Raw genomic sequence first — 26,299 nt, 5'->3', positions numbered from 1 at the left:
CGGCCCTCTCCGGCTTACCGAGTGCGCTCCCGCATGCCGGTGTCACTCTCCGACGATCTCTCCCAGCGAGTTCAGCGGGAGGTCCAGGAAGCCCTCGCTGATCTCGGCCAGCTCCTCGGTGCGGCTGTCGTTGACGCGGCCGTCGCTGGCCGCGGCCAGCGAGAAGACCAGGTAGGGGCCCCAGCGTGCGCCCGATCCGTGTCCTCCGGCCACATCCATACGCTCTGCGCCGCTGCCGGTGCGCGCGCTGGTCGGGGCCCTGCTGGCGGTAGGCGAGGGCCGCCGGGACACCGGTTGGCCCGCCCGGGTCCTCGCCGCCGGCGTCCGGGACTCCGCCGTCCACGTCGTCGCCCCGCACGGCCTCACCTTGGAGGAGGTCGCCTACCCGCCGCCGGAGGAGCTGGGGGCCAGGGCCGCCGTTACCCGGCGGGTCCGCACGCTGCCCTGCTCGGCGGCCGACTGAGGCGGCGCCCCGGCCGCGGTTCGCCGGGGGCGGCGCCCGGCCCTCTCCGGCTTACCGAGTGCGCTCCCGCATGCGAACGGGCCGGCGGCGGGGCGCCCCCGCCGCCGGCCCGCATGCCGGTGTCACTCTCCGACGATCTCTCCCAGCGAGTTCAGCGGGAGGTCCAGGAAGCCCTCGCTGATCTCGGCCAGCTCCTCGGTGCGGCTGTCGTTGACGCGGCCGTCGCTGGCCGCGGCCAGCGAGAAGACCAGGTAGGGGCCCCAGCGTGCGCCCGATCCGTGTCCTCCGGCCACATCCATACGCTCTGCGCCGCTGCCGTCTTCGCCCTGCAGGCCCGCGAACCACTTCGCGGAGCCGAGGTCCTGGGCCCGCTCGGCGGCCTGGGCCTCCTCGGGACTGCCCATGGCTCCCGCATGCCGGTGTCACTCTCCGACGATCTCTCCCAGCGAGTTCAGCGGGAGGTCCAGGAAGCCCTCGCTGATCTCGGCCAGCTCCTCGGTGCGGCTGTCGTTGACGCGGCCGTCGCTGGCCGCGGCCAGCGAGAAGACCAGGTAGGGGCCCCAGCGTGCGCCCGATCCGTGTCCTCCGGCCACATCCATACGCTCTGCGCCGCTGCCGTCTTCGCCCTGCAGGCCCGCGAACCACTTCGCGGAGCCGAGGTCCTGGGCCCGCTCGGCGGCCTGGGCCTCCTCGGGACTGCCCATGGCCGCGATCCCGACCGTGACCGCGGTGGAGCTCTCCTCGTTGACGTAGGTCGCCCGGACGATCTGCTGGCAGTTGTTCTCGGTCAGCACTCCGCCGTAGCCGCCGTGGGCGGCGGTCTGGCACTCGTCGGTGTCGTCGGTCGTGCTCAGGGTGTAGGAGCGGCCGGCGACGTCGATCGAGTCGGGGAACAGGTCGCCGGTCTCCAGGGCGACGGGGGTCTCGGGCGCCTCTCCGGCGGCCAGGTCGGCGTCTGAGGCGCCGCTGGTCGCGATGAGGAACGCACCGCCGCCGCCGATCAGCAGGATCGCTACGAAACCCGCCACCAGCAGCAGCATCTTGGGGAACGGCCGACCGCCGCCGCCGTAGTCGTCGTCGATCTCGGAGAGGTCGATCTCGGCCGTGGTGGAGCCGGTCGGGCCCGCGGGGGACTCGTCGCGGAACATCGGCCGCCCGCCGAACTCGTTCTCGACCCGGTTGGTGGGCTGGGCGGCACCGTCGTCGGTGACGGCGCGCAGGTTCTGCGTGGAGGCGCCGGCGTCCGGCGGGAACACCGGTTCCTCCTCCACGCCCTCGGGGGTGGGAGTGCCGGGGGCGACGACGCGGCCCTGGAGGGGCTGGTTGGGGTTGAACGGCTGCCCGCCGGGGCCGGGCGGCTGGTGGGGCGGCTGCGGGCCGCCGTGCGGAACCTGGCCGGGGTGGCCGCCGCCGTGCATAGGCGGTTGCTGGCCGCCTGCGGGGCCGCCCATGCCGGGCGGCGGCTGCTGGGCGGCATGCGGGGGCTGCTGCGGGCCTCCCGGTGCCGGAGCCGCCGGAAGGCTCTGCCGCGGCTGCTGCCCCTGCGGCGGAGGCGGGCCGCCGCCGTGGGGCGGCGGGGCCTGAGGCGCGCCGTGGGGCGGCGGGGTTCCGGGAGCACCGGGTCCGCCCGGCTGGTGGGGCGGTGGAGGGCCCTGCTGCGCCGCACCGGGCTGCTGGGGCGGGCCCTGCTGCCAGACCTGCTGAGGACCTGCTCCCGGCGCCGCCGACGGTTGCCGGCCTGTGGCGGGCGGCGCCTGCTGGGGTGCCTGAGGGCCGCCTGCGGGCGCCGGTCCCGCGGGGCCCGGATCGCCTTGCGGAGGACCTGCGGGTCCGGCGGGTCCGCCGGGAGGTGTCGGCGCCGGACCGGCGGCAGGCGGCTGGGGCTGTGCCGGGTGCTGTCCGGCCGGGTATCCGCCGGCGGGGCCCTGCGCGGGGTAGGCCTGTTGGCCGCCGGAGGGCTGGTGGGGTCCGGGCGGCGGCTGCGGCGCCGGTGCGCCTCCCATGGGCGGTTGGCCGCCGGAGGAGTGCTGCGCAGCGTGCGGCTGCTGCGGTCCGGACGTGGGCGTCTGGAGCGGGGCGCCCGGGTGCGGCGGGTGCTGGCCGCCCGAGGAATGCGGTGGGGGCTGCTGCGGCCCCGACGGGGGCGGCTGTCCCGGTGCACCCGGTGCACCCCCCATCGGTTGCTGGCCGCCGGAGGGCTGGTGCGGTCCGGGCTGCGGCTGCTGCCCGGGCGCGGCTCCCATGGGCTGCTGCGGTCCCGGCTGGGGCGCCGCTGGAGCGGTCCCCGGCTGCGGCGGCTGCACCGTCGGCGGCTGCTGCCCGCCCGACTGGGGGTAGTGGGGCGCTTGCGGCCCCGACATGCCGCCGTGCGCAGGGGGCTGCGGTGCGCCGCCGGCGGGCCCGTGCTGCGGCGCCGGCGCAGAGGCCGCGTGCGGGTAGGGGGCGGCGGGTGTGCCGTCGCCGGGTGCGGTCGGCGGCTGCGGCTGTCCGCTGCCGGCCGCCCCTCCAGGAGGGCTCACGGGAGGCTGTCCGCCCGGATCGGGCGCTCCGGCGCTGAGGAGGTCTCCGCCGTCCCCCGGAGCGGCCTGCTGCCATGCCTGCTGGGGACCGGAGGGCGCGGCGGGGTGTTCAGCGGAGTCCGGGTGCGTGGCTGGATGCCGCGGCTCGGGGCGGCCGTCAGGGCCGCCGCGGCCGTCGTTCGGCTCATTGGGGTGCGGTGCGATGGCGGTACTCCGAAGACTGTCCTGGGGGAGGCGGATGGTGTCGAGGGCAGGCGGTCGCCTTCTCGGGTGCCCGGCGGGCCGGCGTGCGCGGCCGCACGCTGCCTGCCGGTCGGCCGATGCGGGGTGGAGGGGCCGGCGGCAGGTCGCCGCCGCTGCGGCGCTGCCGGTGGGGTGCCGCCGCTCCTATCGGCGGATCCGGGGGCTGCCGCGGCGAAGCGGCGCGGCGCGATGCGCTTGGCGCTCGGCCGGTCGTATCGACGGTGCGGCCCCGAGGATAACGCCTCGGGGGCTTTGTGCGCCGCCCTGCCCGCGCGGGTGGGGACGGTACGGAGGTGGTCGGAGAGGCGGGTGGATGGGGGCTTGCGGACCGCGGGCAGTGGTGATCCGCTGCACAACGCGGCGGCGGGGGTGCGGCGCGCGGCGGCGGTGCGGACAAAGCACTCGCCGGGCAAGGCATAATGGAGGTGGAGTATTCACGTGTCGCCGTGGCGCTGCGGGTCTGTGCATGACTCGGCAGTGTATGATCTTCAGCCGCTTTGACCAGCAGTGCGTCCGGTCGATAGTATATTCCGTTGTTGTGCGTTGAGTTGCCGTGGGCTCCCATATGCTCTTTCCGTGGGCGCCGGTCACGCATCCCGCACCCACCCGTCGGCTGGTCGCCCCGCGATTCGGGCGCCGCAGCCGGACCAGTAATACGAGTTCTCCATCTCCGTCCGCGGGGATGGGCCCCGCCGACTGAGACGAAGGCTTACGATCGTGCGCACATACAGCCCTAAGCCCAGCGATGTCCAGCGTCAGTGGCACGTCATCGACGCCAGCGATGTCGTGCTCGGGCGGCTGGCCAGCCACGTCGCCACTCTGCTCCGAGGCAAGCACAAGACCTACTACGCGCCCCACATCGACACCGGCGACTTCGTGATCGTCGTCAACGCCGGCAAGGTGGCGCTGACCGGTAACAAGCTGCAGCAGAAGCGCGCCTACCGGCACTCCGGATACCCCGGCGGTCTGCGTTCGGTCGCCTACAGCGAGCTCCTCGAGAAGCACCCGGAGCGGGCGATCGAGAAGGCGGTCAAGGGCATGCTGCCCAAGGGCTCCCTCGGTCGCAAGATGGCCAAGAAGCTCAAGGTCTACGCCGGGGCGGAGCACCCGCACCAGGCGCAGCAGCCGGTGCCCTACGAGTTGAAGAAGATCGATCAGCCCGCCTAGGCGTTCGCGAGACTGAAGGAAGTACGAGGAGAACCGTGGTCGAGCCGACCGGTATCGAAGACGTCGCACCTGTGGATGTCGAGGGGAATCCCGAGGACTTCCCCGCTGAGTACACCAGCGAGACCCCCGAGGCGGCCGCCGCCGGGTACGTCCCCACCGCCTCCGGGCCCGGGGCCGGGACCGGTCGCCGCAAGAAGGCGATCGCGCGCGTCCGCATCACGCCCGGCTCGGGTGAGTGGAAGGTCAACGGCAAGCCGCTGGAGGACTACTTCCCCGACAAGGTGCACCAGCAGGTCATCAAGGAGCCGCTGGTCGCCCTGGGCTTCGAGGGTGCCTACGACGTCTTCGCGCGGCTCAACGGCGGCGGCCCCAGCGGCCAGGCCGGCGCGCTGCGCCACGGCCTCGCCCGCGCGCTGGCCGGGCTGGACGCCGAGAACAACCGCCCGGTGCTGAAGAAGGGCGGCTTCCTCACCCGCGACGACCGCGAGGTCGAGCGGAAGAAGGCCGGCCTGAAGAAGGCTCGCAAGGCTCCGCAGTACTCCAAGCGCTAAGCGCTCGGCCGCGATGCCGCCGGCTCCGGTCGGCGCATCCGGTCACGGCCCGCCTTTCCCCCGATCTCCGGGTGGTCTGCGCGGGCCGTACGTTTTTCGCCGGTCTCGTCCGGTTCGGTGCATGCGTGCGGGTACCTCGGCCGACGGGCTCCACGCCCCGTTCCGCAGGCGCGGACCGCGACCGCACACGGGTCGCGAACGCCGTGGGATGCGACCGGCTTCGCTACTACGCAGACGAAGGGGCGGTTGGTTCGTGACTCGGCTGTTCGGTACCGACGGAGTCCGGGGGGTCGCGGGTCGCGACCTCACCGCGGCTCTGGCGCTGGAGCTGTCCATCGCCGCCGCGCGGGTGCTGCCCGCGGCGGCCCCGGAGCGGGAGCGTCCCCGGGCGGTCGTGGGCCGCGATACCCGGGCCTCCGGCGAGTTCCTGGAGGCGGCCGTCGTCGCCGGGCTCGCGAGCGCGGGAGTGGACGTCGTGCGGCTGGGTGTGCTGCCCACGCCGGCCGTCGCCTATCTCACGGCCGAGATGGACGCCGACTTCGGCGTGATGCTGTCGGCCAGCCACAACCCGGCCCCCGACAACGGCATCAAGTTCTTCGGGCCCGGCGGGCACAAGCTGCCCGACGCCGTCGAGGACGAGATCGAGGCCGCGCTGCGCGAGCCCGCGCAGGGAGCGGTCGGCGCGGCTGTGGGCAGGGTCACCGACGCCCCCGACAGCGCCGAGCGCTACATCGGCCACGTGGTCGGCACGCTGCCCAACCCGCTCGACGGCCTGCGGGTCGTGGTGGACTGCGCCAAGGGCGCGGCCGCCGCCGTGTCCCCCGAGGCGCTGCGGCGCGCGGGCGCCGACGTCGTGGCGATCCACGACGACCCCGACGGCCTGAACATCAACGACGGCTGCGGCTCGACCCACCTGGACGAGCTGCGCGAGGCCGTGCGCCGGCACGGGGCCGATGCCGGTATCGCCCACGACGGCGACGCCGACCGCTGCCTGGCGGTGGCCGCCGACGGCTCGGTGGTCGACGGCGACCAGATCATGGGCATCCTCGCGCTGGAGCTGCACGAGGCCGGCCGGCTGGCCGAGGACACCCTGGTCATCACGGTGATGTCCAACCTGGGGCTGAAACTGGCCATGCGCGAGGCGGGGATCACCGTGGTCGAGACCCCGGTCGGCGACCGCTACGTGCTGGAGGCGATGCGCGAGGGCGGCTTCTCCCTGGGCGGCGAGCAGTCCGGGCACGTGGTGATCACCAACCACGCCACCACCGGGGACGGCCTGCTGACCGGACTGCACCTGCTGAGCGCGATGTGCCGGCGCGGCCTGGCGCTGGACGAGCTGGCCAAGGTGATGACCCGGCTGCCGCAGGTGCTGATCAACGTGCGCGGTGTCGACAAGACCCGGGCGGGGTCCTCGGCGGCGCTGGCCGAGGCGGTGGCGCAGGCGGAGGCCGAGCTGGGCGAGACCGGCCGGGTGCTGATCCGGCCCAGCGGCACCGAGCCGATGGTCCGCGTCATGGTCGAGGCCGCCGCCGAGCCCCACGCCCAGGAGGTCGCCGAACGCCTGGCGGGCGTGGTGCGCGAGAACCTGGCGATCGGCTAGCACCCGCGGCCCGCGAAAACAGCGCCGATCTTGTACCTATAGCCACTTGTTATCGCTCACAACGACCGCACGTACAAGATCAGCGCCGCTCGCCCACCCGAACCGATCCGCGGTCAGCCCTCGGACGGGGAGGCGGCCGGGGAACCGGCCGTGTCCGGCACGGGGTCGTGGGCGCTGACCGGTACCACCAGCGGTGTGCCCGATACGGGATCGGCGATGACCGCGCACCGCAGCCCGAACACCTCGGCGAGCAGGTCGGGGGTGAGGACCTCCTCGGCCGTGCCCGCGGCCCGCACGGCGCCCCGGGACATTGCGACGAGGCGGTGGGAGTAGCGCGCCGCCAGGTTCAGGTCGTGCAGCACCATGACGACCGTGCGCCCGTGCCGCTCGTTGAGCTCGCGCACCAGGTCCAGCACCTCGATCTGGTGGGCGAGGTCGAGGAAGGTGGTGGGTTCGTCCAGCAGCAGCAGGTCGGTCTCCTGGGCCAGGGCCATGGAGATCCACGCCCGCTGGCGCTGGCCGCCCGACAGCTGCTCCAGCGTGCGCTCGGCGCAGTCGAGCATCCCGGTCAGCTCCAGGGCGCGGGCGACCGCCTCCTGGTCGGTGCCCGACCACTGCCGGTACCAGCTCTGGTGCGGGTGGCGTCCGCGTGCCACGAGGTCGGCGACCGCCAGCCCGGGCGGCGCCTGCGGCGACTGGGGAAGGACGGCCACGGTGCGGGCGGCCTCGCGCGGGGGTACGGACCTGATCGGGCGGCCGTCGAGCACGATCCGGCCGGCGTCGGGCCGCAGCAGCCGGCCCAGCGCCCGCAGCAGAGTCGACTTGCCGCAGCCGTTGGGACCGATGATCGCGGTCACCTCGCGGTCGGCGACGGCGAAGTCCAGCTCGTGCGAGATGACGTTGTCGCCGTAGGCGAGCGTCACCCGCTCCGCGCGCAGCCGCTCGGGCCCGCCGGTTGGGGGTTCGGAGGTCATAGCCGGGCCTCCCGGTGGCGGAGAACGATCAAATACATCAGGTAGGGGGCGCCCAGGACGGCCGTGAACACGCCCACGGGCAGCTGGGTGGGTGCGAACAGGCCGGCCGCCAGCTGGTCGGCGACCAGCGTCAGCGCGCCGCCCAGCAGCATCGAGGCGGCCGGCGGCGGCTGGGCGGCGCGGCACAGCCGCATGGCGATCTGCGGAGCGGCGAGGGCGACGAAGTTGATCGGTCCCGCCGCCGAGGTGGCCACGCACACCAGCAGCGCCGAGACCGCCAGGAGCACGAGCCGGGCGGCGTCGACGCGCACGCCCAGGCCGCGCGCGGCGTCGTCGCCGAGTCCCAGCGCTCCCAGTGCGCGGCCGGCCGCCAGCGCCGCGGGGATCAGCACCGCCAGCGTGACCGCGGCGGCGCCGGCCCGGTCCCAGTCGGCCGCGTGGAGGCTGCCGGTCACCCAGGTCTGGGCGCGCGCCGCACTGTCCAGGTCGGTCCAGGTCATGAGCCAGTAAACGAGGTTCGCGCACGTCAGCGAGACGGCGATGCCCACGAGCAGCAGGCGGTTGCTGTGCACACCCGAGCGCCAGGACAGGCCGAAGACCGCCAACGCCGCGGCGAGCCCTCCGGCGATCGCGCCCGCGGGCACGCCGAACTGGGCGGCGGCGCCGCTGACGCCGCCCGCGCTGCCGCCGAGGACGATCACGGCGACGGCGCCGATCGCGGCGCCCCACCCGATCCCCAGTGTGTCGGGGCTGGCCAGCGGATTGCGGGCCACCGACTGCAGGATGGCGCCGGACAGGCCCAGCGCCGCGCCCACCAGCGCACCGGTGAGCGCGCGCGGCATGCGCAGCTCCCAGACGATGAAGCGCTGGCCGGGGTCGCCCCCGCCCAGCAGCACCGCGGTCACCTCGGCCAGGCCCACGTCGGCGGAGTCGAAGGCCACCAGGGCCCGCAGGAACGCCGCGGCCAGCAGCACGGTCACGGCCAGGCACACCAGCGCGGCGCGGGGGCGCCAGGGCCACGACGCCGGGCCGATGCGCAGTGCCGGCCGGTTCAGCGCATCGGCGGATCGGGGCGGGCGCGCGGGCGAGCGGCGGGTGCGGGCGGGCGCGCTCACAGTTCGACCAGCCTCTTGCGGCGGACGAGGGCGATGAAGAAGGGGCCGCCCAGCACGGCGAGCACGATGCCCACCTCGACCTCGCCGGAGCCGCGCACCACGCGCCCGGCCACATCGGCGGCCAGGACGAGTGCGGCGCCGCACAGCGCGGCATAGGGCACCAACCACCGGTGGTCGGGGCCGGTGACCGCCCGGGCGGCGTGCGGGGCCACCAGGCCGACGAAGCCGATCGGGCCGGTGGCGGCCACCGACGCGCCCGCGAGCAGCGCGATGGCCGCCACTCCCGACGCGCGGATCAGGCGTACCCGGTGGCCCAGCGCGGTGGCCACGTCGTCGCCCAGCGCCAGGGCGTTCATGCCGCGGGCGCCGGCCGCCGCCAGCACCAGGCCGGCGGCGATGAAGGGCAGGATCTGGTCGGTGACCCCGGCGGGCCGGCCGCTGAGCGAACCGACTCGCCAGAACCGGTAGACCTCCAGGCTGCGCTCGTCCAGCAGCACGACTGCCGAGGTGATCGCGCTGAGCAGGGCCGTCATCGCGGCGCCGGCCAGCAGCAGCGTCATCGGGGTGGGTCCGCGCGATCCGCCGGAGGCGATCGCGAACACGGCGACGCTGGCCGCCAGGGCGCCGCCGATGGCGGACCACACGTAGGCGGAGAGGTCGGTCAGGCCCAGCAGGAACACGCTCAGCACCACGGCGCAGGCCGCGCCGTAGGCCACGCCCAGCAGGCTCGGGTCGGCGATGGGGTTGCGGGTGTGGCTTTGCATCAGCACCCCGGCAACGCCCAGCGCCGCACCGACGACGACGCCGAGCAGGGTGCGGGGCAGGCGCAACGCGTGCACGATCGTGCTGGCCTCGCCGCCGTCGGGCGCCAGGAGGGTGCGCCAGACCTCGGCGGGTGCGATGGCGCGCGAGCCCACGGCGACGCTCAGCACCGCGCACAGCGCGAGCACGGCCAGCAGGAGCACCAGGCCGGCCAGGCGCCTGCGCAGCCGCGGGGCGGCGGCCGGTGCGGCCGCGGCGGCGCCGGGTGCGCGCGGCGGGGCGGTCGCGCTCGTCGTCACCGCCGCATCCCCTTCCTCCGTCTCGTCCGCCGGCAGGTCGCCGGCCCTCCGGTGGATACCGACCTACTGGACAAAGCCGGCCAAAACTCCCATACTCCCAATTCCGCACCATCAGCAGTGTTAGGCAAGACGAACCTAATCTACCGTGAACTGCAAAGGGAGCCCCATGGCGCCTCTCGTACGCCTGCGCACCAGTGCGCGAACACTCGCGACCGCATCGGCCGCCGCTGCGCTGATCCTGCTCACCGCCTGCGGTGCGGACCCCGGCTCCGGCGCTTCGGACGCCTCCGGGGACTCCGGAGGCTCCGGCGCGTTCCCCGTCACCGTCGAACACGCCATGGGCGAGACCACGATCGAGTCGCGGCCCGAGCGGGTGGTCGTGCTCGACACCAGCTACCTCGACTCCGCCATCGGCCTGGAGACGCAGGTGGTGGGCCGCACCGCCTACGGCGACGGCGGCGGCCTGCGCGGCTACCTCGGCGAGCAGGGCGAGACCTACGCCGGCGGCGCCGAGGTCGTGGGGACCCTGGAGGCCCCCGACCTGGCCAGGATCGCCGAGCTGCAGCCCGACCTGATCCTGTCGGCCAAGGTGCGCCACGAGGCGATCTACGACCAGCTCGCCAAGATCGCCCCGACGGTCTTCTCCGAGACCACCGGTGCCACCTGGAAGCAGAACCACCTGCTGGTCGGCAAGGCGGTGGGCAAGGAGGACATGGCCAAGAGCCAGATCGCCGACTACGAGGAGCGGGCCGCGAAGCTGGGCGAGGCGATCGCCGAGCAGAACGGCGGCGAGATGCCCACCATGACCCTCGCCCGCTTCGCCGGAGAGCCGACGGTGCGTCTCTACGGGCCGGACTCCTTCCCCGGCATCATCCAGTCCGACGTGGGCCTGCCGCGCCCCGAGGGCGCGCCGATGCCCGAAGAAGGGGGCATCGCGGCGAATCTGAGCCCCGAGGAGATCCTCGACCTCGACGCCGACCACATCATGGTCTCGACTTGGGACGACGGCACCGGCGAGGCCGCGGACAAGGCGGAGAAGTTCACCTCCAACCCGCTGTGGGACCAGTTGGAGGGCGAGAGGCACACCGTCTCCGACGAGGTCTGGCTGACCTCGGTCAGCCTGCAGGGCGCCAACACGGTGCTCGGCGACATGGCCGGCATCTTCGGCGTCCAGGCGCCGGAGTAGCCTTCTCCGCGGATCTTGTGCCTGTGGCCACTGTGCGCGATCACATGTGGCCACAGGTACAGGATCGCTGCGGCTGCTACTCCACTGTCACGCTCTTGGCGAGGTTGCGCGGCTGGTCCACGTCGTTGCCCTTGGCCAGCGCCAGCTCGCAGGCGAACACCTGCAGCGGCACCGTCGCCACGACCGGCTGCAGCAGGGTCGGCACGGCCGGGATCCCGATCAGCTCGTCGGCGAAGGGCCGCACCGTCTCGTCGCCCTCCTCGGCGATGACGATGGTGCGGGCGCCGCGCGCGCGGATCTCCTGGATGTTGGAGACGATCTTGTCGTGCAGCACTCCGCGCCCCTCGCGCGAGGGCACCACCACGACCACCGGGAGGCCGTCCTCGATCAGCGCGATCGGGCCGTGCTTGAGCTCGCCGGCGGCGAAGGCCTCGGCGTGCATGTAGGCCAGCTCCTTGAGCTTGAGCGCGCCCTCCAGCGCCACGGGATAGCCCACGTGGCGGCCGAGGAAGAGCACCGTCTCGGAGTCGGCCAGCGACCGGGCGAGTTCGCGCACCGGGGCCACGGTGCCCAGCACCTTCTCGACCTGCTGGGGCATGTTGGCCAGCTGCTCGATGACGGCGTTGATCTCGTCGCCGAACTTGAGGTTGCGCATCTGGGCGAGGTAGAGCCCGACCAGGTAGCAGGCCACCAGTTGGGTGAGGAAGGTCTTGGTGGCCGCGACCCCCACCTCGGGCCCGGCGTGGGTGTAGAGGACGCCGTCGGACTCGCGCGGGATGGTCGAGCCGTTGACGTTGCAGATGGCCAGCACGCGTGCGCGCTGCTCGCGCGCGTAGCGCACCGCCATCAGGGTGTCCATGCTCTCGCCCGACTGCGAGATCGCGATCACCATGGTCTGGCGGTTCAGGATGGGGTCGCGGTAGCGGAACTCGCTGGCGACCTCGACCTCGCAGGGGATGCGGCACCAGTGCTCGATCGCGTACTTGGCGATCAGCCCGGCGTGGTAGGAGGTGCCGCAGGCGATGATGACGATCTTCTCGATGTCGCGCAGCTCCGAGGGCGCGAGCCGCATCTCGTCCAGGGTGAGGGTGCCGTCGACCCCCACGCGCCCCAGGAGGGTGTCGGCGACCGCCTGCGGCTGCTCGACGATCTCCTTGAGCATGAAGTAGTCGTAGCCGCCCTTCTCGGCGGCGGAGGCGTCCCAGTCGACGTGGTATTCGCGCACCGGGGCGGGGTTGCCGTCGTAGTCGGTGACGGCCACCGAGTCGCGGCGCAGCTCCACGACCTGGTCCTGGCCCAGCTCCACGGCGTCGCGGGTGTGGGCGATGAAGGCGGCCACATCGCTGGCCAGGAAGTTCTCGCCGTCGCCGCGGCCGACCACCAGCGGCGAGTTGCGCCGTGCCGCCACCACGAGGTCGGGGTCTCCCGCGTACATCGCGACCAGGGTGAAGGCGCCCTCCAGCCTGCGGCAGACCGCCCGCATGGCCGCGGCCAGGTCCTCGCCCTGCCGCTTGAGCTCCTCGCCGAGCAGGTGGGCGGCCACCTCGGTGTCGGTCTCGGAGGTGAACTTGCAGCCGCGCTCCTCCAGCTCCAGGCGCAGCGAGGCGAAGTTCTCGATGATGCCGTTGTGGATGACCGCCACCCGGTTGTCGTTGTCGACGTGGGGATGGGCGTTGACGTCGGTGGGCGCGCCGTGGGTGGCCCAGCGGGTGTGCCCGATCCCGATGCCGTCGGCCGAGCGCGGGGTCTCGGCCAGGGCCGCCTTCAGGTTGGCGAGCTTGCCGGCGCGCTTCTCGGTGTCCATCCGGCCGTCGGCCAGGACGGCGACGCCCGCGGAGTCGTACCCGCGGTACTCCAACCTTTTGAGGCCGTCGACGACCACCTCAAGCGCCGGTTGCGGCCCGACGTAGCCAACGATTCCGCACATGAGGGCCAGCGTAGCCAATCAACGGCCGTCAACCGACCACCCGGCTGCCATACCAATGTGTGTTTCCGCAGGTAAGGGTATAGACCATTCGGTGGCCCCGATAAGACCGCGCACGTCAGCAGGCCCGGAGCCGGGCGCGCCGCGGTCCGCGGGGCCGCGAGTGAACGCGAGAAGAATTTCCGGGCTTGTCCGGTGTCGGCCGTGTCGCGGCCCGCACAGCGCACGGCCCGCACGGCGCCGAAGGAGGTCGGGCGGACCAGCTGCGGACAAAGATCTCCCCATCGCTGTACATCGCCGCCGTGTCCGCCACCGCTCGGTCGGGGAGGGAAGCCAGGATCGGTCGTGTCGGTCGAGCCGATCGTCACGGACCCGCGCGGCCCGCAGCCGCCCGGTCGTCCGGTGGTGGTGGGGGGAGACGGCATCCCGCACCACCATCGGACCCCCTGCGCGGGTCCGTCCAGGCCGTTTCCGGGCGCTCCGCAGGGGGAGGACGCGGCGCGGCGGGAGCACTCGTCTAGTGTGGGCAGGCGTGGCTTCGACGAAGAACGGCTTTTCAACGCCGTATGTGGAACTCGACCGGCCGGCGTGGGCGGCGCTGCGCGACACGACGCCGCTCCCGCTGACCGAGGACGATCTCGAAGCCCTGCGGGGCACGACCGATCCCACGTCGCTGGACGACGTGCGCGACATCTACCTGCCGCTGTCCAGGCTGCTCAACCTCTACGTGAGCGCGACCCGGCGGCGGCACTCGGCCGTGCGCGACTTCCTCGGCGAAGGCGACCAGCCGATGCCCTTCATCATCGGCGTGGCCGGCAGCGTGGCCGTGGGCAAGTCCACGACCGCGCGCCTTCTGCGCACGCTCCTGGCCCAGTGGCCCGACCACCCCAACGTGGAACTGGTCAGTACCGACAACTTCCTCTACCCCAATGCGGTCCTGCAGGAGCGGGGCATCATGAACCGCAAGGGGTTCCCGGAGAGCTACGACCGGCGGGCGCTGGTGCGGTTCGTGTCGGAGATGAAGGCCGGCGCGCCGCGGATGGAGATTCCGGTGTACTCCCACCTGGCCTACGACCTGGTCCCCGGCCAGACGCAGACGGTGCAGCGGCCCGACATCCTCATCGTCGAGGGGATCAACGTGCTGCAGCCGCCGCAGCCCGGCCGCCTGGCCGTGGCCGACTTCTTCGACTTCTCCATCTACGTCGACGCCAAGGCCGAGCACATCCGGGCCTGGTACCTCGACCGCTTCCTGGAGCTGCGGCGCACCGCCTTCGCCGATCCGCGCTCCTACTTCCACGCCATGGCCAGCGAGCTGGACGAGAAGCAGGCCGTGGAGTTCGCCTCGGGCGTGTGGCGCAGCATCAACGAGGTCAACCTCATGGAGAACATCCGGCCGACCCGCGGCAGGGCCACGCTGGTGCTGCATAAGGGGGCCGACCACGCGGTGAGTCGCGTGCGGCTGCGCAAGACCTGAGCCGGCGGGCCTTCTCCGGCCGTGCGCCCGGGCGTCTCGCGGCGCTTCGAAAGGCCCTCGGCCCGGAGTCGTCTGGGGCCGCACCCGGTGCGGGGCGCGCCGCCGGTGCGCGGCAGCCGGTCAGGCCGACTCCGAGCGGGTGCGTGCGCGGTGGCCCATGGTCGCCGAGCACGCCGCGAACGGGCCGTTGGGCGAGCGCAGGCGCTCCAGTGCGGGGTCGAGGTGGTCGCGGTGCCACACGGCCGGGCCCGAGGGGCCCGAAAGCCGCGTGTCGGCCAGCTCCTCGTAGGCCAGCCGCAGCGCGTGCAGCCGCCCGACGGCCTCGTGGTGCTCCCACCACATCGGGCACCACGGTGCGCGGCCGCCGCCGCGATCGGCGTGCAGGTCCTCGCCCGAGCCCACGTAGACCGGCACGAGGAAGTCGTTCACCCAGTTCACCAGCTCCGCCAGGGCCCCTTTGTAGGCGTCGCGGGTCATGTTGAAGATGAACGTGGGCGCCTTGCCCTCCTCGTCCTGCTCCGGCTCGGGCGCAGCGGCGAGTTCGGTGAGCTGCGTCTGCAGCCTGATGACGTCCGCGCCGAGCCGGTGCATGGCGTTCTGCAGGTGTGCCACGCGCTCGAACAGGCCGTCCTGGGTCAGTCCGCCGTCGGTGGCGATGCGGTCGTCTGTGGAGGTCATGCGGCAAGTCCCGTGCTGCTGTCCGTGTCCGGGGGCGGCCGCCCCCAAACGAGTGGTCGGAGTGGGTCGGTTGCCGACACCCGGATGCCGCGCGTGCGCAGGCACCCGGTGCGGTGGTGAGGGCTCTCTCAGACCGTATGCCACGCCGGGAGCCCGCCGATCCCCTGGCTCCGGGCGTTGCGGGCCGCGGCCGCCGGGCGCGGAATCCGGCCAATTCCGCGAATCAGGGCGATTTTCGCTGTTGGGGCGGTTCCCTGCACGGCACCGGTGATCATAGGTTTGTCGCGCACGACCTAGTGGGAGGGGTGCCGGGGAGTGCGGGGGACCTCGGGACGCCAGGGCTGCAACGCGAAGGAAGCGCCATGGATTACGTCCTCGTACACGGAACCACGCAGTCGCCCCGGGGATGGGAGCGCCTCGCCGAAGCCCTCGTCCGGCGCGGGCACCGCGCCGTCCCCGTCGACCTGCTGCAGGGCGGAGCCGACCTCGACACCGACGGGTATGCGGATCTCGTCGCCCGGCAGGTCGCGGCCGATGCCGGCGAGCCGCCCGCGCAGGAGGGCGCGGGCGGCGGGTCGGCAAGGGGGCCGGTCGTGGTCGTGCACTCGGGCGCGGGCGCCCTGGCGTCGGCGGTCGCCTCCCGGCTGGGCGCGAGCCGGGTGGTGTGGCTCGCGGCCTTCGTACCCGACACCATCGGCAGGCGCAGCCTCCTCAGCGAGATCCAGATCTCGGCCGCGGAGATGTTCAACCCCGAGTGGACCGGCCTGGCCGCGCCCCCGACCGACGACCCCGTGGCGGCGGGCTACTTCCTCTTCCACGACGGCGACCTGGCGACCCTGCGGTGGGGCCTGGAGACCGTCCGCCTGTTCCAGCCGGCCCGCGTCTACGCCGAGCCGCCCCGCCCGCTGCCCCAGGGCGTCACCTCCACCTACCTGCTCCCGGTGCGCGACCGCACCCTGCGCCCGGAATGGATGCGCGCGGCCGCCGAGATCCGCCTGCACACCAAGGCGATCGAGGTCGACGCCGGCCACTGCCCGCACGTCTCGGCCCCCGAGGAGGTCGCCAGCATCATCGCGGGGTAGGGCGGCGGGGCGGGAGTCCTCGGATGCACACCGCCCGGAACACGCTCCGTGGCAGCACCGGATTCCGGTGAGGGCGGCCGGGTATGGTCTGCCGTGCGACCGAGCGTGCACAGTTTCCGGAAACCACCGTGACGGGGTGACGCGAATGGCTACTCTGGGCGACGAGAACGATCCGACTGCCGGAGGTAGTGAGATGGGCGTGCTCGCCGCGACCGAACCCCGAGCGGACTCCGCCTCCGAAGCCGAGCCGGAGCAACCCTCCTCGGGGCGGAACTGGCCGATCCCTCCTCCCGAGGGCTACACCGCCGAGGACCTCGACCGGATCCCGGATCTCCCCTCGCACACCGAGCTCATCGACGGGAGCCTGGTCTTCGTGAGTCCGCAGAAGCTTTTCCACATGCTGGTGCTGTCCCTGCTCGAGCGCCGTTTGTCCGCGCTCGCGTCCGACCGGCTGCGTGTCCGGCGCGAGATGAGCGTCGTTCTCGGTCCGCGGCAGCGTCCCGAGCCCGATCTCCTCCTCGTGGACACCGAAGCCGAGGAAGACCGGGATCTGGCCGCCTATCATCCGGACTCCGTGGTGCTCGCCGTCGAGGTGGTCTCCCCGGAATCGGAGGTGCGCGACCGGGAGCGCAAGCCGCAGTTGTACGCGCAGGCGGGCATCAAGCACCACTGGCGGGTCGAGAACGAGGACGGGCGTCCCGTCGTGTACGTGTACGAACTGGATCCCGCCACCCGCGCCTATGTGGCCTCGGGAATCCACCGGGAGCGACTGAAACTCGCGGTGCCCTTCGACATCGACATCGATCTCACGGAGATCGACAGGATGTAGCACTCGCGGCGTCTCCTGCCGATCGTGTGAAGGGACCGAAAGCCGGGTGCCCCCGGGAGAACCTGCGGGCCGGGTTCCTCGGTGGGGCGCGGCTGCGGCATGCTCGCAGTAGCGCCGAGTCCGGCGCGGGAACCGGCGACGCGACGAACGACGAGGAGGCCCCGTGCGCAACGCTCACTCCGTGGCCGCGGTCCGCAAGGCCGAGAACGCGCTGATGGACCGGCTTCCGCAAGGGGCGCTGATGCAGCGGGCCGCCGCGGGCCTTGCGGCCGCGTGCTCGCGGATCCTGCCGCGCACCTACGGGGCACGGGTGGTGCTGCTCGTCGGCAGCGGCGACAACGGCGGCGACGCGCTGTACGCCGGAACGCTGCTGGCCCGCCGCGGCGCCTCGGTGCGGGCGGTACTCGCGGGCTCGCGGGTGCATGAGGGCGGGCTCGCGGCACTTCGGGCGGCCGGCGGCCGGACGGTCGATGCGGCCGGCGACGCCGCGGGCATCGGCGACTCGGCGGCCGCGGACGAGATCGCCTCGGCCGACCTCCTCGTCGACGGCCTGGTCGGCATCGGCGGCAGCGGCGGCCTGCGCGAGCCCCACGCCGCGCTCGCGGGTCTGGCCGGCGCCGCCGAGGCGCCGACGGTCGCGGTCGACCTGCCCAGCGGGATCGACGCCGACACCGGAGCCGTGCCCGGCGCGGCCGTGCGCGCCGACGTCACCGTCACCTTCGGCACACACAAGCCCGGCCTGTTCGTCGACCCCGGCGCCGCGCGCGCGGGCGTCGTCGAGCTGGTCGACATCGGTTTGGATCCCGAGCTGCCCGGCGCCGCCCTGGAGTGCCCGCAGAGCGAGGACGTGGCCCGGCTGCTGCCGCACCCCACGATCGAGACCGACAAGTACCGCCGCGGCGTGCTGGCGATGGCGGTGGGCTCGGACCGCTACCGGGGTGCCGCCGTGCTCGCGGTGGGCGGCGCGATGCGCAGCGGGGTGGGCATGGTCCGCTACGCGGGCTCGGAGGGCGTCGTCACCGAGGTGATCAACCGCTGGCCCGAGACCGTGGCCACGGTGCTCGACCCCATGGACCCGATCGGCGCACTCCCGCGCCGGGTGGCCGCGTGGGTCGTCGGCTCCGGGCGCGGGCTGCATCCCATGGCCCGGGCCGAGCTGGAGACCGTCCTGGACTCCCCGCGGCCGGTGCTGGCCGACGCCGACGCGCTCACCCTGGTGGCGAAGAACCCGGCGCTGGTGCGCGACCGCACGGCGCCCACCCTGATGACGCCGCACGCCGGCGAGCTGGCGCGGCTGCTGCCGGGAACCGAGCGCGAGGAGATCGAGGCCGACCGGCTCTCCCAAGCGGCCCGCGCGGCCGAGGAGTACGGGTGCACGGTGCTGCTGAAGGGGTCGACCACGGTCATCGCCGAACCGGGCCACCCCGCCGTCGCCAACCCCACCGGCAGCTCCCTGCTGGCCACGGCCGGCACCGGCGACGTGCTGTCGGGCGTGGTCGGGGCGCTCCTGGCCGCCGGGCTGACTCCGCGGGAGGCGGCGACGAGCGGCGCATACGTACACGGTCTGGCGGCCCGCCTGGCCCACGACGGCGCCCCGATCTCGGCCTCCGACCTCTTCGACGCCCTGCCCGCCGCGCTGGCCGAGGTGGGATAGCGGACCGGCGCTGGAATCGGCTGCGCGAAAGCCTCGATCCTCGGCCGAAAACGGTCGCGCGACGGTCGACATGCACGACGACCAGGCGTCTTCGATCGACTGAGCCCCGGCCTTGCAGGCCACGGCGTACTTACCGATCACGCCCCGGGGTCTCGGCCATCACCGCGGCCATCGACACGGTGGGAGAGTCGCGACGCTCCTCGATGAGTCTCCGCAGCTCCTCCTCGTCACGCTGCCTGGCCTGCTCCAGCACCTCAAGCGGAACGAACGCGCCGACCGCATTGCCGTTGCGGGTGACGACTGTGGAGTCCCCCGCCCTGGCACGGTCGATGACTTCGGCCAGACGGGCGCGGAACTCACGGACGGAGACGGTCTCGGTCATGAAGACGATCCTGCACGATATCCCGTGACGCGATGGACTTCCCGGCGGGTTCGCAGGCGCCCCCGGCGGCACCGCTCAGGTCAGGCGCCTGGCCGCCGCCAGGCCGCGGGCGGCCATGTCGGCGACGAAGGTGTCGCCCGGGTCGCGGCTGTCGTGCAGCAGACCGAGCCCGCCCTCGCCGATCCAGCGGAACTCGGTGTGCTTGCCGGGTTCCAGGCGGGGCGCGGACAGGTCGCCGGCCACGCGTACGAGGTAATCCGCCTCGTGGCGGCGCACGCCGTCGCCGGGCGTCCACACCAGGCGGTCGAGCTCGGCGAGCACGGCGGTCAGCCGCCACCCGGTCTCCTCGGCGATTTCGCGGCCGAGCGCCTCGGGAATCGATTCGCCGGGTTCGACGTGCCCGCCGACGAGGTCCCAGCAGCCGGGGAACAGCCGCCGGTCGGGCGATCGGCGCTGCACGAACACCCGCCCCGCGCCGTCGGTGATCACCGCGCCGGCCACCCAGAGGGCGCCGTCGCCGGTGTCGGGGAAGCGCACGTCTGCGGCCACGCTGACTTCTTCCGCCACGGCTGCCTTCCCTCCCCCGTAGCCGGCCCCGCCCCCTGCGGCGAGTCTCCACGCCGCGAGCTGCGCAGTCGGCCGCTGGCCTCACCACACGTAATGGTGGTACACGTGAACCGTAGGCGATGGGGCCGACGCATGGGACGGGGACTGCCGTGGCTCGATCGATGTGCGCCGCAGCCGCTGCGGGGCTGCGGCCGAACGGGGGACTGCTGCTGCGGTTCGCTCAGGCGCGGCGCGGATCCCACCCGCCGCCGGCGCGCGGGCGGCGCGGCTGGGTGACCGCCGCGGCCGCCGCCTGCGCGCTGCCGTGGGGCGTGTGGGCCGCCGTCCGCGTCACGGGGGTGGAGACCGGATTCCCCGCGGTCGCGCTGATCGCGTTCACGCCCTACGTCGCGGCGACCTCCCTCGTCCCCGTGGTGCTGGCGCTGCTGTCGCGCCGCGGCCGGGTCGCGCTGGCCGCGAGCGCCGCCGCCGTGGCGCTGGTGGCGTGTGTGCTGCCGCGCGGGCTGCCCGGACCCGCGGCGCCGGCCTCCCCGGGCGGTCCGCGGCTCACACTGCTGTCGGCCAACGTCTACTACGGCCTCGCCGACCCCGAGGCGCTGGTGCGGCTGGTGCACGAGCACGGCGTCGACGTACTCAGCCTCCAGGAGCTGACGCCCCAGTCGGACGACGCGCTCACCCGCGCCGGACTGCGCGGCCCGCTGCCCTACGACGTCACCGAGGCCGCGCCCGGCCCCGTCGGCGGGGCGGTCTACTCGGCCCATCCCGTCGAGAAGGTCGGCGGCACGGCGCGCAACGACTACTTCGCGATGCCCCGGGCGCGCGTCGAGGTCCCCGGGGCGCCGTCGGTCGAGGTGGTCTCGGCGCATGCCATACCGCCGAGCGGCCCCGCCGCGATCCCCGCGTGGCAGGACTCGCTGCGGCAGCTGCCCGACGCCCGCCCCGACGGCGCTCTGCGGGTGCTCGCCGGCGACTTCAACGCGACGCTCGACCACGCGGAGTTCCGCGCGCTGCTGGAGACCGGCTACATCGACGCGGCCGACGCCACTGGCGCGGGCTGGGCGCCCACCTGGTCCGCCGAGGGGTCGCTGCCGGGCGTCACCATCGACCACGTCCTGGTCGACCGGCGCGCGCAGGTGCGGCGGACCTCGGTGCACAGCCTCCCCGACACCGACCATCGCGCGGTCCTGACCGAACTCGTGCTGCCCCGCAGCCGGTAGGCACTCCTCCCCGCGCCCGCGGCGCGGGCCCGCCCCCGGAGGCGGCGGCGCGGCAGGGGTCTCCGATAGCGTAGGCGCTCGCCGCGCCGCGCATCCCCGGCGCAGGCGGAGTTCTCGGGACATCCCCGGCTCGGCGCCTCTCACCGGCCGGGACACCGCCGTAGGGGGCTTATGGACGAGCAGGCCATGATCACCCGCGACCTCGTGCTGCGGCTGTGCGCCAACGCCACGGAGTTCGACCAGGGCTGGCTCGCGGCCGACGCCAAGATCGTCGTCCCCTTCGCGGCTCCCCGCGACACCGGCCTGATCGACCGCGTCGTCGCCGCCGTGCGGGCGCTGGGCGTCGATCGGCTGCTGGTGTGCCGCACGCGCGCGGAGTTCGCCTACGAGCCGGTGACCGAGGTGGCCGCCGACGCGCACAGCGTGGTGCACCTCATCCGCTCGTGGGGCGACGAACCCACCGACGTGCTGGTGGCGGTGGAGGACTTCTCCGCGGCCGTGCTCGTGACCTCGACGACGCTTACCGTCGCGGCGGGTCCGCCGGACTTCCTGCGCCCCCTGGTCGGCGCCGACCTGGAGTCGGCCCGCACCGCCTTCGCCGAAGAGGCGCAGGAGAGCCGCGACCCGGACCTGCTGCGCGCCGCCCAGGCCTACGGGTGCCTGGAACCCGGGGCCCGGCATGCCCGGAACCCGCGCGGCCCGGGACCCGACCTCGCCGAGCGGCTGGCGGTGCGCGCGCACGCCCTGCGCGAGAACTCGCCGAGGGCGGCCGCGGCTGCGGGCGCGCTGCGCGGCGTCTGGACGTGGGCGATGCTGGCCGTGCTGCTGGTGGCGCCGCTGTTCGTCCCGGCCACCGCCGCCGCCGTGCCGGTCGCGGCGGGCATGCTGTGGCTGGTGGCGCAGTTGGCGTGGCTGTCGCGGTCCCGCACCGTCGCCTTCGCCGCGCTGGTGCGGGTCCTGCTGCTGGGCGCACTGCTGGTCTGGCCCCTCGCCGCGGCGGAGGAGGCGCTGACCGCCGCGCTGGGTGCGGACCCCTGGATCGCCTACACCTACGTCGCGGTGTGGGTGGAGGAGGCGGGCAAGCTGCTGCCGCTGCTGCTGCTCGGACTGCTCGCCCGGCGCCGGTTCCGCCGCCTGGCGGCCGTGGACTACCTGCTGCTTGCGGCCGCTTCGGGCGCAGGATTCCAACTGGCCGAAACCCTGCTGCGCGCGCTGGCCGGCGGCGGCCCCGGGGCGCTGCCCGTCCCGGAGGCGACCGCCTTCCTCCCCGGTGCGGTGGTCGTCCCGGAAGCGGGCGTGCACTTCTCCGGGCACGCAGTGCTGACCGGCCTCGTCGGTGCGGCCCTGGGGCTGGCCGTCGTCGGCCGCCGGCGCTGGGGAGCGTGGCTGTGGCTGCTGCCGCCGGCGGCGTTCGCGCTGGCGGTCCTGCAGCACACGATGTTCAACGCCGCCGCCGCCGAGGCGGCGCTCGGCTCGGTGCTGGAACCCCACCCCGCCACCGCGTTCCTCCACGGCCTCACCGGCGGCGGCGCCGCCGACCGGTGGCTGCTGCTGGTCCTGCTGGCGTGCGCGGTGCTGCTGGACTACCGCACCGCCCGGTGCGCCGCGAACGTGACACCGCCGCTGCCCGGCCACCCGCCCCTGGCGTGGCTGCGCCGGCGCGCCCACGGCAGGGCCATCCGGTTGGGCGTGCGGGTGCCCGGCGACATCGCCCCGGTGTTCCGCCGCGCGGCGCTGGCGTGGGCGCAGGCGCCGCTGCGCCTGGCGCTGACGCTGTCCGACGCGCTGCACGAGGTCGCGGTGATGCTCGCGGCCGCGCGGCGCGGTCCCGCCGTGCTGGGCGCGGCCTGGCGGCTGCTGCGGGAACGGCGCGCGTACGCCATGGGCGCGGCGCGCGCGGGCGACCGGCCCTGGCGCCGGTTCCCCACCCGGGAGGAGCTGCGTGCGCGCGGGCGGCGCCTCGGTGCGGTCTTCTCCGGCGCCCCCGCGGTCGCCGCGGTCGCGGCAACCGCGGGGGTCCTCGGCGGCGGCCCGGCCGTCGAGGGCGGCGCGGCCTACGCCGCCGAGGCCGTGCGCCAGGCGGCGGGCTGGTACGCGGCGCTGCCGCCGTCGTCGCTGCTGTGGGTGTGGGCGGCGGGAGCGGCCCTGGTCAGCGTGCTCACCGCCGGGTGGTCGGTGCCGCACCGCTATCCCGACGCCGACGCCTTCCTGCGCGAGCCCTCGCGGATGGCGGGCCGGGTGCTGGGCGCGTTCGCTCCCGGCCAGGTCCCCTATGCCGCCGCGGGCCTGGCCGGCCTGCTCCTCCCGCGCAGCGTGGACCGGCTGCTGCGCAGCCGGTGACGGCGACCGGGGCACTGCGCGCGGGCCGGACCTACGCCGGGTAGCAGCGGACCTCGGTGGCCTTGACCGCCGCCCAGACCCGCATGCCGCCACTCAGGCGCATATCGGCCAGCGCCTCCGGGGTGATGTCGGCCAGCAGCGGGAAGTGCCCGTCGAGGTGGACGCGTACCTGGTCGCCGAACCGCTCGACACCGTCGATGCGCAGCCGCCACAGGTTGCGGGGCGTGCCGTCGGGCCGCTCCCGGTACAGGGCCACGGCACGCGGCGGGAACGCGACGAAGACCTCGCCCGCACACTGCTCGGACACGAAGACCTCAGCCTGCGCCGCGCCGCCCACGGCCACGCGGGCGCCCCGGGCCGTGCCCCGGTACAGGTTCAGGCCCACCAGCCGCGCGACGTAGCCGGTCCGGGGATGCTGGGCGACCTCGCCGGGCGGGCCCTCCTGGACCACGCGGCCCGACTCCAGCACGGTGATGCGGTCGGCGAGCACCATCGCGTCCAGCGGGTCGTGGGTGACCAGCACCGTCGCGCAGTCCAGTTCGGCCAGGCGGCGGCGCAGCTCCGAACGCACCGACGCGCGGGCGTGCACGTCGAGCGCTGCCAGCGGCTCGTCGAGCAGCAGCAGGCGCGGGCGCACCGCCAGCGCCCGCGCCAGCGCGACCCGCTGGGCCTGGCCGCCCGACAGCGCGCGCGGACGGGCCGACGCGTGCTCGGCCAGGCCCATGCGCTCCAGCAGTTCGGCGGCCTGCGCGCGCGCCTCCGCGCGCTTGGCACCCGCGCACCGGGGGCCGAATGCGACGTTGTCCAGCGCGCTGAGGTGGCCGAAGAGCAGGTAGTCCTGGAAGACCATGCCGACGGGGCGCCGCTCGGCGGGTACGACGGTGATGTCGCACCCGTCCAGCACGATCCGCCCGGCCGACAGCGACTCCAGCCCTGCCAGCGCCCGCAGCGCCGTCGACTTGCCCGACCCGTTGGGGCCCAGCACCGCGACGACCTCGCCGGGGCGCGCCCGCAGTCCGGCGTCCAGCCGGAAGGCGCCCCGGTCCACCGCCAGGCGCGCGTCCAGCCCCGCATCGGGGCCGGCTCCGCCGTCGCCGCCCGCGCCGCCGTCCCGGCCCGCCCGCACCGTCATAGGGCCCCCACCCACCGGTCGCGCAGCGCCACCAGGATCACCAGGGACACGGCCAGCAGCACCAGGCTGAGCACGATCGCCGACTCCGGGCTCTGCTGCATGGCCAGGTAGACCGCCAGCGGCATGGTCTGGGTCCGCCCGGGGAAGTTGCCGGCGAAGGTGATGGTGGCGCCGAACTCGCCGAGCGCCCGCGCCCAGGCCAGCACCGCGCCCGCGACCACCCCCGGACCCACCATCGGCAGCGTGACGCGCCGGAAGACGACCGCGCGGGAGGCGCCCAGCGTGGCCGCGGCCTCCTCGTAGCGGCGGTCGGCGCCGCGCAGCGCTCCCTCGACGCTGATCACCAGGAACGGCATCGCCACGAACACCTGGGCGATCACCACCGCGGCCGGGGTGAAGGGCAGGGTGAGGCCGAACCACGCGTCCAGGTAGCGCCCCACCAGGCCGCGCCTGCCCAGCGCCAGCAGCAGGGCCACACCGCCCACGACGGGCGGGATCACCAGCGGCACCGTCACCAGCGCGCGCACCAGGCGCCGTCCGGGGAACTCGGTGCGCGCCAGCAGCCAGGCCAGCGGCACCCCCAGCAGCACCGCGACGCCGGTGGCCGCGGTCGCGGTGGTCAGCGACAGCCACAGCGCGCCGCGCACCTCGGGCATCAGCAGGCGGGTGCCGAGGGTGGACCAGGGGGCGCGGGCCAGCAGCCCCGCGAAGGGCAGGACCAGAAACGCCAGCCCGGCCAGCGCGGGCACCAGCAGCGGCCACGGGGACCGCCCCGCGCGCACGCGCAGCCGGCCCGCGGCCGGCTCAGACGGTGGTGAAACCCGCGCCATCGAAGACCTCGTCGCCGTCCTCGGAGCGCACGAACGCCACCCACTCCCGCGCGAGCCCGGGCCGGTCGGCCCCCTTCAGCACGGCGATCGGGTAGTCGTTGGCCGCCTGCTCGGCCTCGGGGAAGGCGATGCCGGCGACCTCGCCGCTCGCTCGGATGTCGGTGCGGTAGACCAGAGCGGCGTCGACCTCGCCCAGTTCGGTCTTCGTCAGCGCCGCCTTGACGTCGCGCTCCCGCGAGACCGGAGTCACCTCCACGCCCGCGGCCTCAAGCGCGCGGGCCGCGGCGGCGCCGCAGGGGACCTCCTCCGCGCACAGGGCGACCTTCACGCCGGGGTCCGCCAGATCGGCCAGGGAGTCGATGCCGGCGGGATTGTCCGCAGGGACGGCGATCCGCAGGGTGTTGCGGACGAAGACGACCGCGTCCCCCGCGGTGCCGCCCTCGTCCTCGACGCGGTCCATGGTGCGGGTGTCGGCCGAGGCGAACACGTCGGCGGGGGCGCCCGCGGCGATGTGGTCGGCCAGCTGCGAGCTGCCCGCGAAGTTGAACCGCACTCGGGTGCCGGGATGCCGCTCTTCGAACCGGCCGCCGAGCTCCTCGAAGGTCCCGGTCAGCGACGCCGCGGCGAACACGGTGAGGGCCCGCCGGGCCGGGTCCGTGCCCGCGGCGCCCTCCTCGACGGGGGCGCAGGCGGCCGCGGCCAGCAGCAGCCCCGCCGCGGCGCCCGCGGCGGCCCGGCGCGTGCGGCCGACCGAACGTCCCTCACCCATGGCGCTGCCCCCTCGCCGGCTCGTTCTCCACGACGACGTTGGTCGACTTCACGATCGCGGCGGCCACCGAGCCCACGTCCAGGCCGAGTTCGTCGGCCGCCTCCCGGCTCATCAGCGACACCACCCGGTGCGGCCCGGCCTGGATCTCCACCTGGGCCATCACCCCGTCGCGGTGCACGGCGGTGACCAGGCCGCGGAACCGGTTGCGCGCCGAGGAGACCTGGCGCGCGGGGTCCTCGGGCACGTCGGCGCGCAGGAAGGCGGCGAGGTCGGCGCCGTCGACGCTGCGGTGCCCGTGGGCGTCGCGCGCGGCGGCGAGCCGCCCGGAGTCGACCCACCGGCGGACCGTGTCGCCGCTGACACCCGCCAGTGCGGCGACCTCGCTGATCCGGAACATCGGCACGGCTCCGAACCTATACCTCGCAGAAGCAAAGGGAAACCCCCTGTTCATTCGCGGACGCAAATGTCGCCTCCGGTTTTCCCTCTCGTTTGCGAGAGACGAGCGGGTCGCGGGGGAGCGGTGGGGCTAGCACTACCCGGCC

General features: G+C 74.3%; 24 protein-coding genes and 1 pseudogene. 11 read left to right on the top strand and 14 right to left on the bottom strand.

Features of this window, described 5'->3' with window-relative positions; all coding sequences use genetic code 11:
- Positions 1-42: 42 nt before the first annotated feature.
- Positions 43-213 (bottom strand): hypothetical protein, encoded by a 171-nt coding sequence (locus tag FZ103_RS14640; RefSeq protein ID WP_156001676.1) that lies wholly within the window; start codon positions 211-213, stop codon positions 43-45.
- A 25-nt stretch (positions 214-238) separates the two neighbouring features.
- On the opposite strand from FZ103_RS14640, the pseudogene FZ103_RS14635 reads away from it, so the two are divergent.
- Positions 239-463: pseudogene (locus FZ103_RS14635) on the top strand (tRNA pseudouridine(38-40) synthase TruA); the annotation flags it as partial.
- A gap of 122 nt (positions 464-585) precedes the next feature.
- Here the strand turns inward: FZ103_RS14635 and FZ103_RS14630 are convergent.
- Both FZ103_RS14630 and FZ103_RS14625 read right to left on the bottom strand, forming a co-directional pair.
- On the bottom strand, positions 586-867 hold the full coding sequence (locus tag FZ103_RS14630; RefSeq protein ID WP_156001675.1) for a hypothetical protein: 282 nt from the start codon (positions 865-867) through the stop codon (positions 586-588).
- An 18-nt stretch (positions 868-885) separates the two neighbouring features.
- On the bottom strand, positions 886-1,881 hold the full coding sequence (locus FZ103_RS14625) for a hypothetical protein (RefSeq protein WP_255429978.1): 996 nt from the start codon (positions 1,879-1,881) through the stop codon (positions 886-888).
- A 2,061-nt stretch (positions 1,882-3,942) separates the two neighbouring features.
- On the opposite strand from FZ103_RS14625, the gene rplM reads away from it, so the two are divergent.
- From rplM to glmM, 3 genes are all read left to right on the top strand, one after another.
- Positions 3,943-4,392, top strand: a complete 450-nt coding sequence (rplM, locus tag FZ103_RS14620; protein ID WP_186356308.1) for a 50S ribosomal protein L13 — start codon at positions 3,943-3,945, stop codon at positions 4,390-4,392.
- 35 nt (positions 4,393-4,427) lie between these two features.
- A complete protein-coding gene (gene rpsI / locus FZ103_RS14615) occupies positions 4,428-4,943 on the top strand; it encodes a 30S ribosomal protein S9 (RefSeq protein WP_186356307.1) in 516 nt (171 codons plus the stop codon).
- Between the two features lie 253 nt (positions 4,944-5,196).
- Entirely contained in the window at positions 5,197-6,543 is a 1,347-nt protein-coding gene (gene glmM, locus FZ103_RS14610) for a phosphoglucosamine mutase (RefSeq protein WP_186356306.1), read from the top strand.
- A gap of 113 nt (positions 6,544-6,656) precedes the next feature.
- On the opposite strand, the gene FZ103_RS14605 is transcribed toward glmM, so the two are convergent.
- Genes FZ103_RS14605 through FZ103_RS14595 form a run of 3 tightly spaced genes read right to left on the bottom strand, consistent with a single transcriptional unit; the run spans position 6,657 to position 9,693 of the window.
- Positions 6,657-7,517: an ABC transporter ATP-binding protein gene (locus FZ103_RS14605; protein WP_156001672.1), complete on the bottom strand. Its 861-nt coding sequence runs from the start codon at positions 7,515-7,517 to the stop codon at positions 6,657-6,659.
- Positions 7,514-8,632 (bottom strand): iron chelate uptake ABC transporter family permease subunit, encoded by a 1,119-nt coding sequence (locus FZ103_RS14600; protein ID WP_343233535.1) that lies wholly within the window; start codon positions 8,630-8,632, stop codon positions 7,514-7,516. The genes FZ103_RS14605 and FZ103_RS14600 overlap by 4 nt, the downstream gene beginning before the upstream one ends.
- Entirely contained in the window at positions 8,629-9,693 is a 1,065-nt protein-coding gene (locus FZ103_RS14595) for an iron ABC transporter permease (RefSeq protein WP_186356305.1), read from the bottom strand. The genes FZ103_RS14600 and FZ103_RS14595 overlap by 4 nt, the downstream gene beginning before the upstream one ends.
- A 166-nt stretch (positions 9,694-9,859) precedes the next feature.
- Here FZ103_RS14595 and FZ103_RS14590 point away from each other — a divergent pair, with 166 nt between their 5' ends.
- Positions 9,860-10,879, top strand: coding sequence for an ABC transporter substrate-binding protein (locus FZ103_RS14590; RefSeq protein WP_156001670.1), 1,020 nt, complete (start codon positions 9,860-9,862; stop codon positions 10,877-10,879).
- 76 nt (positions 10,880-10,955) lie between these two features.
- Here FZ103_RS14590 and glmS read toward each other — a convergent pair whose 3' ends face one another.
- Entirely contained in the window at positions 10,956-12,806 is a 1,851-nt protein-coding gene (gene glmS / locus FZ103_RS14585; RefSeq protein ID WP_156001669.1) for a glutamine--fructose-6-phosphate transaminase (isomerizing), read from the bottom strand.
- 565 nt (positions 12,807-13,371) lie between these two features.
- On the opposite strand from glmS, the gene coaA reads away from it, so the two are divergent.
- Positions 13,372-14,277, top strand: coding sequence for a type I pantothenate kinase (gene coaA / locus FZ103_RS14580; protein ID WP_343233540.1), 906 nt, complete (start codon positions 13,372-13,374; stop codon positions 14,275-14,277).
- A gap of 120 nt (positions 14,278-14,397) precedes the next feature.
- Here coaA and FZ103_RS14575 read toward each other — a convergent pair whose 3' ends face one another.
- Positions 14,398-14,955, bottom strand: coding sequence for a DUF4913 domain-containing protein (locus FZ103_RS14575; protein WP_156001668.1), 558 nt, complete (start codon positions 14,953-14,955; stop codon positions 14,398-14,400).
- A gap of 362 nt (positions 14,956-15,317) precedes the next feature.
- Here FZ103_RS14575 and FZ103_RS14570 point away from each other — a divergent pair, with 362 nt between their 5' ends.
- From FZ103_RS14570 to FZ103_RS14560, 3 genes are all read left to right on the top strand, one after another.
- A complete protein-coding gene (locus FZ103_RS14570) occupies positions 15,318-16,037 on the top strand; it encodes an alpha/beta hydrolase (RefSeq protein ID WP_156001667.1) in 720 nt (239 codons plus the stop codon).
- 145 nt (positions 16,038-16,182) lie between these two features.
- On the top strand, positions 16,183-16,866 hold the full coding sequence (locus tag FZ103_RS14565) for a Uma2 family endonuclease (protein ID WP_156001666.1): 684 nt from the start codon (positions 16,183-16,185) through the stop codon (positions 16,864-16,866).
- A 163-nt stretch (positions 16,867-17,029) separates the two neighbouring features.
- Positions 17,030-18,520 carry an NAD(P)H-hydrate dehydratase gene (locus FZ103_RS14560; RefSeq protein WP_186356303.1) on the top strand — a complete coding sequence of 497 codons (1,491 nt, stop codon included), beginning with the start codon at positions 17,030-17,032 and terminating at the stop codon, positions 18,518-18,520.
- A 130-nt stretch (positions 18,521-18,650) separates the two neighbouring features.
- On the opposite strand, the gene FZ103_RS14555 is transcribed toward FZ103_RS14560, so the two are convergent.
- Complete coding sequence (locus FZ103_RS14555; protein WP_156001665.1) at positions 18,651-18,902, bottom strand: type II toxin-antitoxin system Phd/YefM family antitoxin; 252 nt, start codon at positions 18,900-18,902, stop codon at positions 18,651-18,653.
- Positions 18,903-18,977: 75 nt separating this feature from the next.
- Entirely contained in the window at positions 18,978-19,451 is a 474-nt protein-coding gene (locus tag FZ103_RS14550) for an NUDIX domain-containing protein (protein ID WP_343233534.1), read from the bottom strand.
- A 167-nt stretch (positions 19,452-19,618) separates the two neighbouring features.
- Here FZ103_RS14550 and FZ103_RS14545 point away from each other — a divergent pair, with 167 nt between their 5' ends.
- Both FZ103_RS14545 and FZ103_RS14540 read left to right on the top strand, forming a co-directional pair.
- Entirely contained in the window at positions 19,619-20,686 is a 1,068-nt protein-coding gene (locus tag FZ103_RS14545) for an endonuclease/exonuclease/phosphatase family protein (protein ID WP_222936761.1), read from the top strand.
- Between the two features lie 171 nt (positions 20,687-20,857).
- On the top strand, positions 20,858-23,026 hold the full coding sequence (locus tag FZ103_RS14540) for a PrsW family glutamic-type intramembrane protease (RefSeq protein ID WP_156001664.1): 2,169 nt from the start codon (positions 20,858-20,860) through the stop codon (positions 23,024-23,026).
- A gap of 31 nt (positions 23,027-23,057) precedes the next feature.
- Here the strand turns inward: FZ103_RS14540 and FZ103_RS14535 are convergent, their stop codons facing one another.
- From FZ103_RS14535 to FZ103_RS14520, 4 genes are read right to left on the bottom strand one after another with little or no spacing between them, the layout of a single operon-like run.
- A complete protein-coding gene (locus tag FZ103_RS14535) occupies positions 23,058-24,158 on the bottom strand; it encodes an ABC transporter ATP-binding protein (RefSeq protein ID WP_156001663.1) in 1,101 nt (366 codons plus the stop codon).
- The gene (locus FZ103_RS14530) at positions 24,155-24,988 is read right to left on the bottom strand and encodes an ABC transporter permease (RefSeq protein ID WP_156001662.1); all 834 of its coding nucleotides are present in this window, start codon (positions 24,986-24,988) and stop codon (positions 24,155-24,157) included. Before FZ103_RS14530 ends, FZ103_RS14535 begins: the two co-directional genes overlap by 4 nt.
- Positions 24,963-25,757: a molybdate ABC transporter substrate-binding protein gene (gene modA, locus FZ103_RS14525; protein WP_156001661.1), complete on the bottom strand. Its 795-nt coding sequence runs from the start codon at positions 25,755-25,757 to the stop codon at positions 24,963-24,965. Before modA ends, FZ103_RS14530 begins: the two co-directional genes overlap by 26 nt.
- Entirely contained in the window at positions 25,750-26,160 is a 411-nt protein-coding gene (locus FZ103_RS14520) for a helix-turn-helix transcriptional regulator (RefSeq protein WP_186356301.1), read from the bottom strand. The genes modA and FZ103_RS14520 overlap by 8 nt, the downstream gene beginning before the upstream one ends.
- Positions 26,161-26,299 lie beyond the last annotated feature (139 nt).

Source organism: Streptomonospora sp. PA3 (genome assembly GCF_009728995.1).
Classification (GTDB): Bacteria; Actinomycetota; Actinomycetes; order Streptosporangiales; family Streptosporangiaceae; genus Streptomonospora.
Note: the sequence above shows the minus strand (reverse complement) of the source record. Positions and strands in the feature narration are given on the sequence as shown.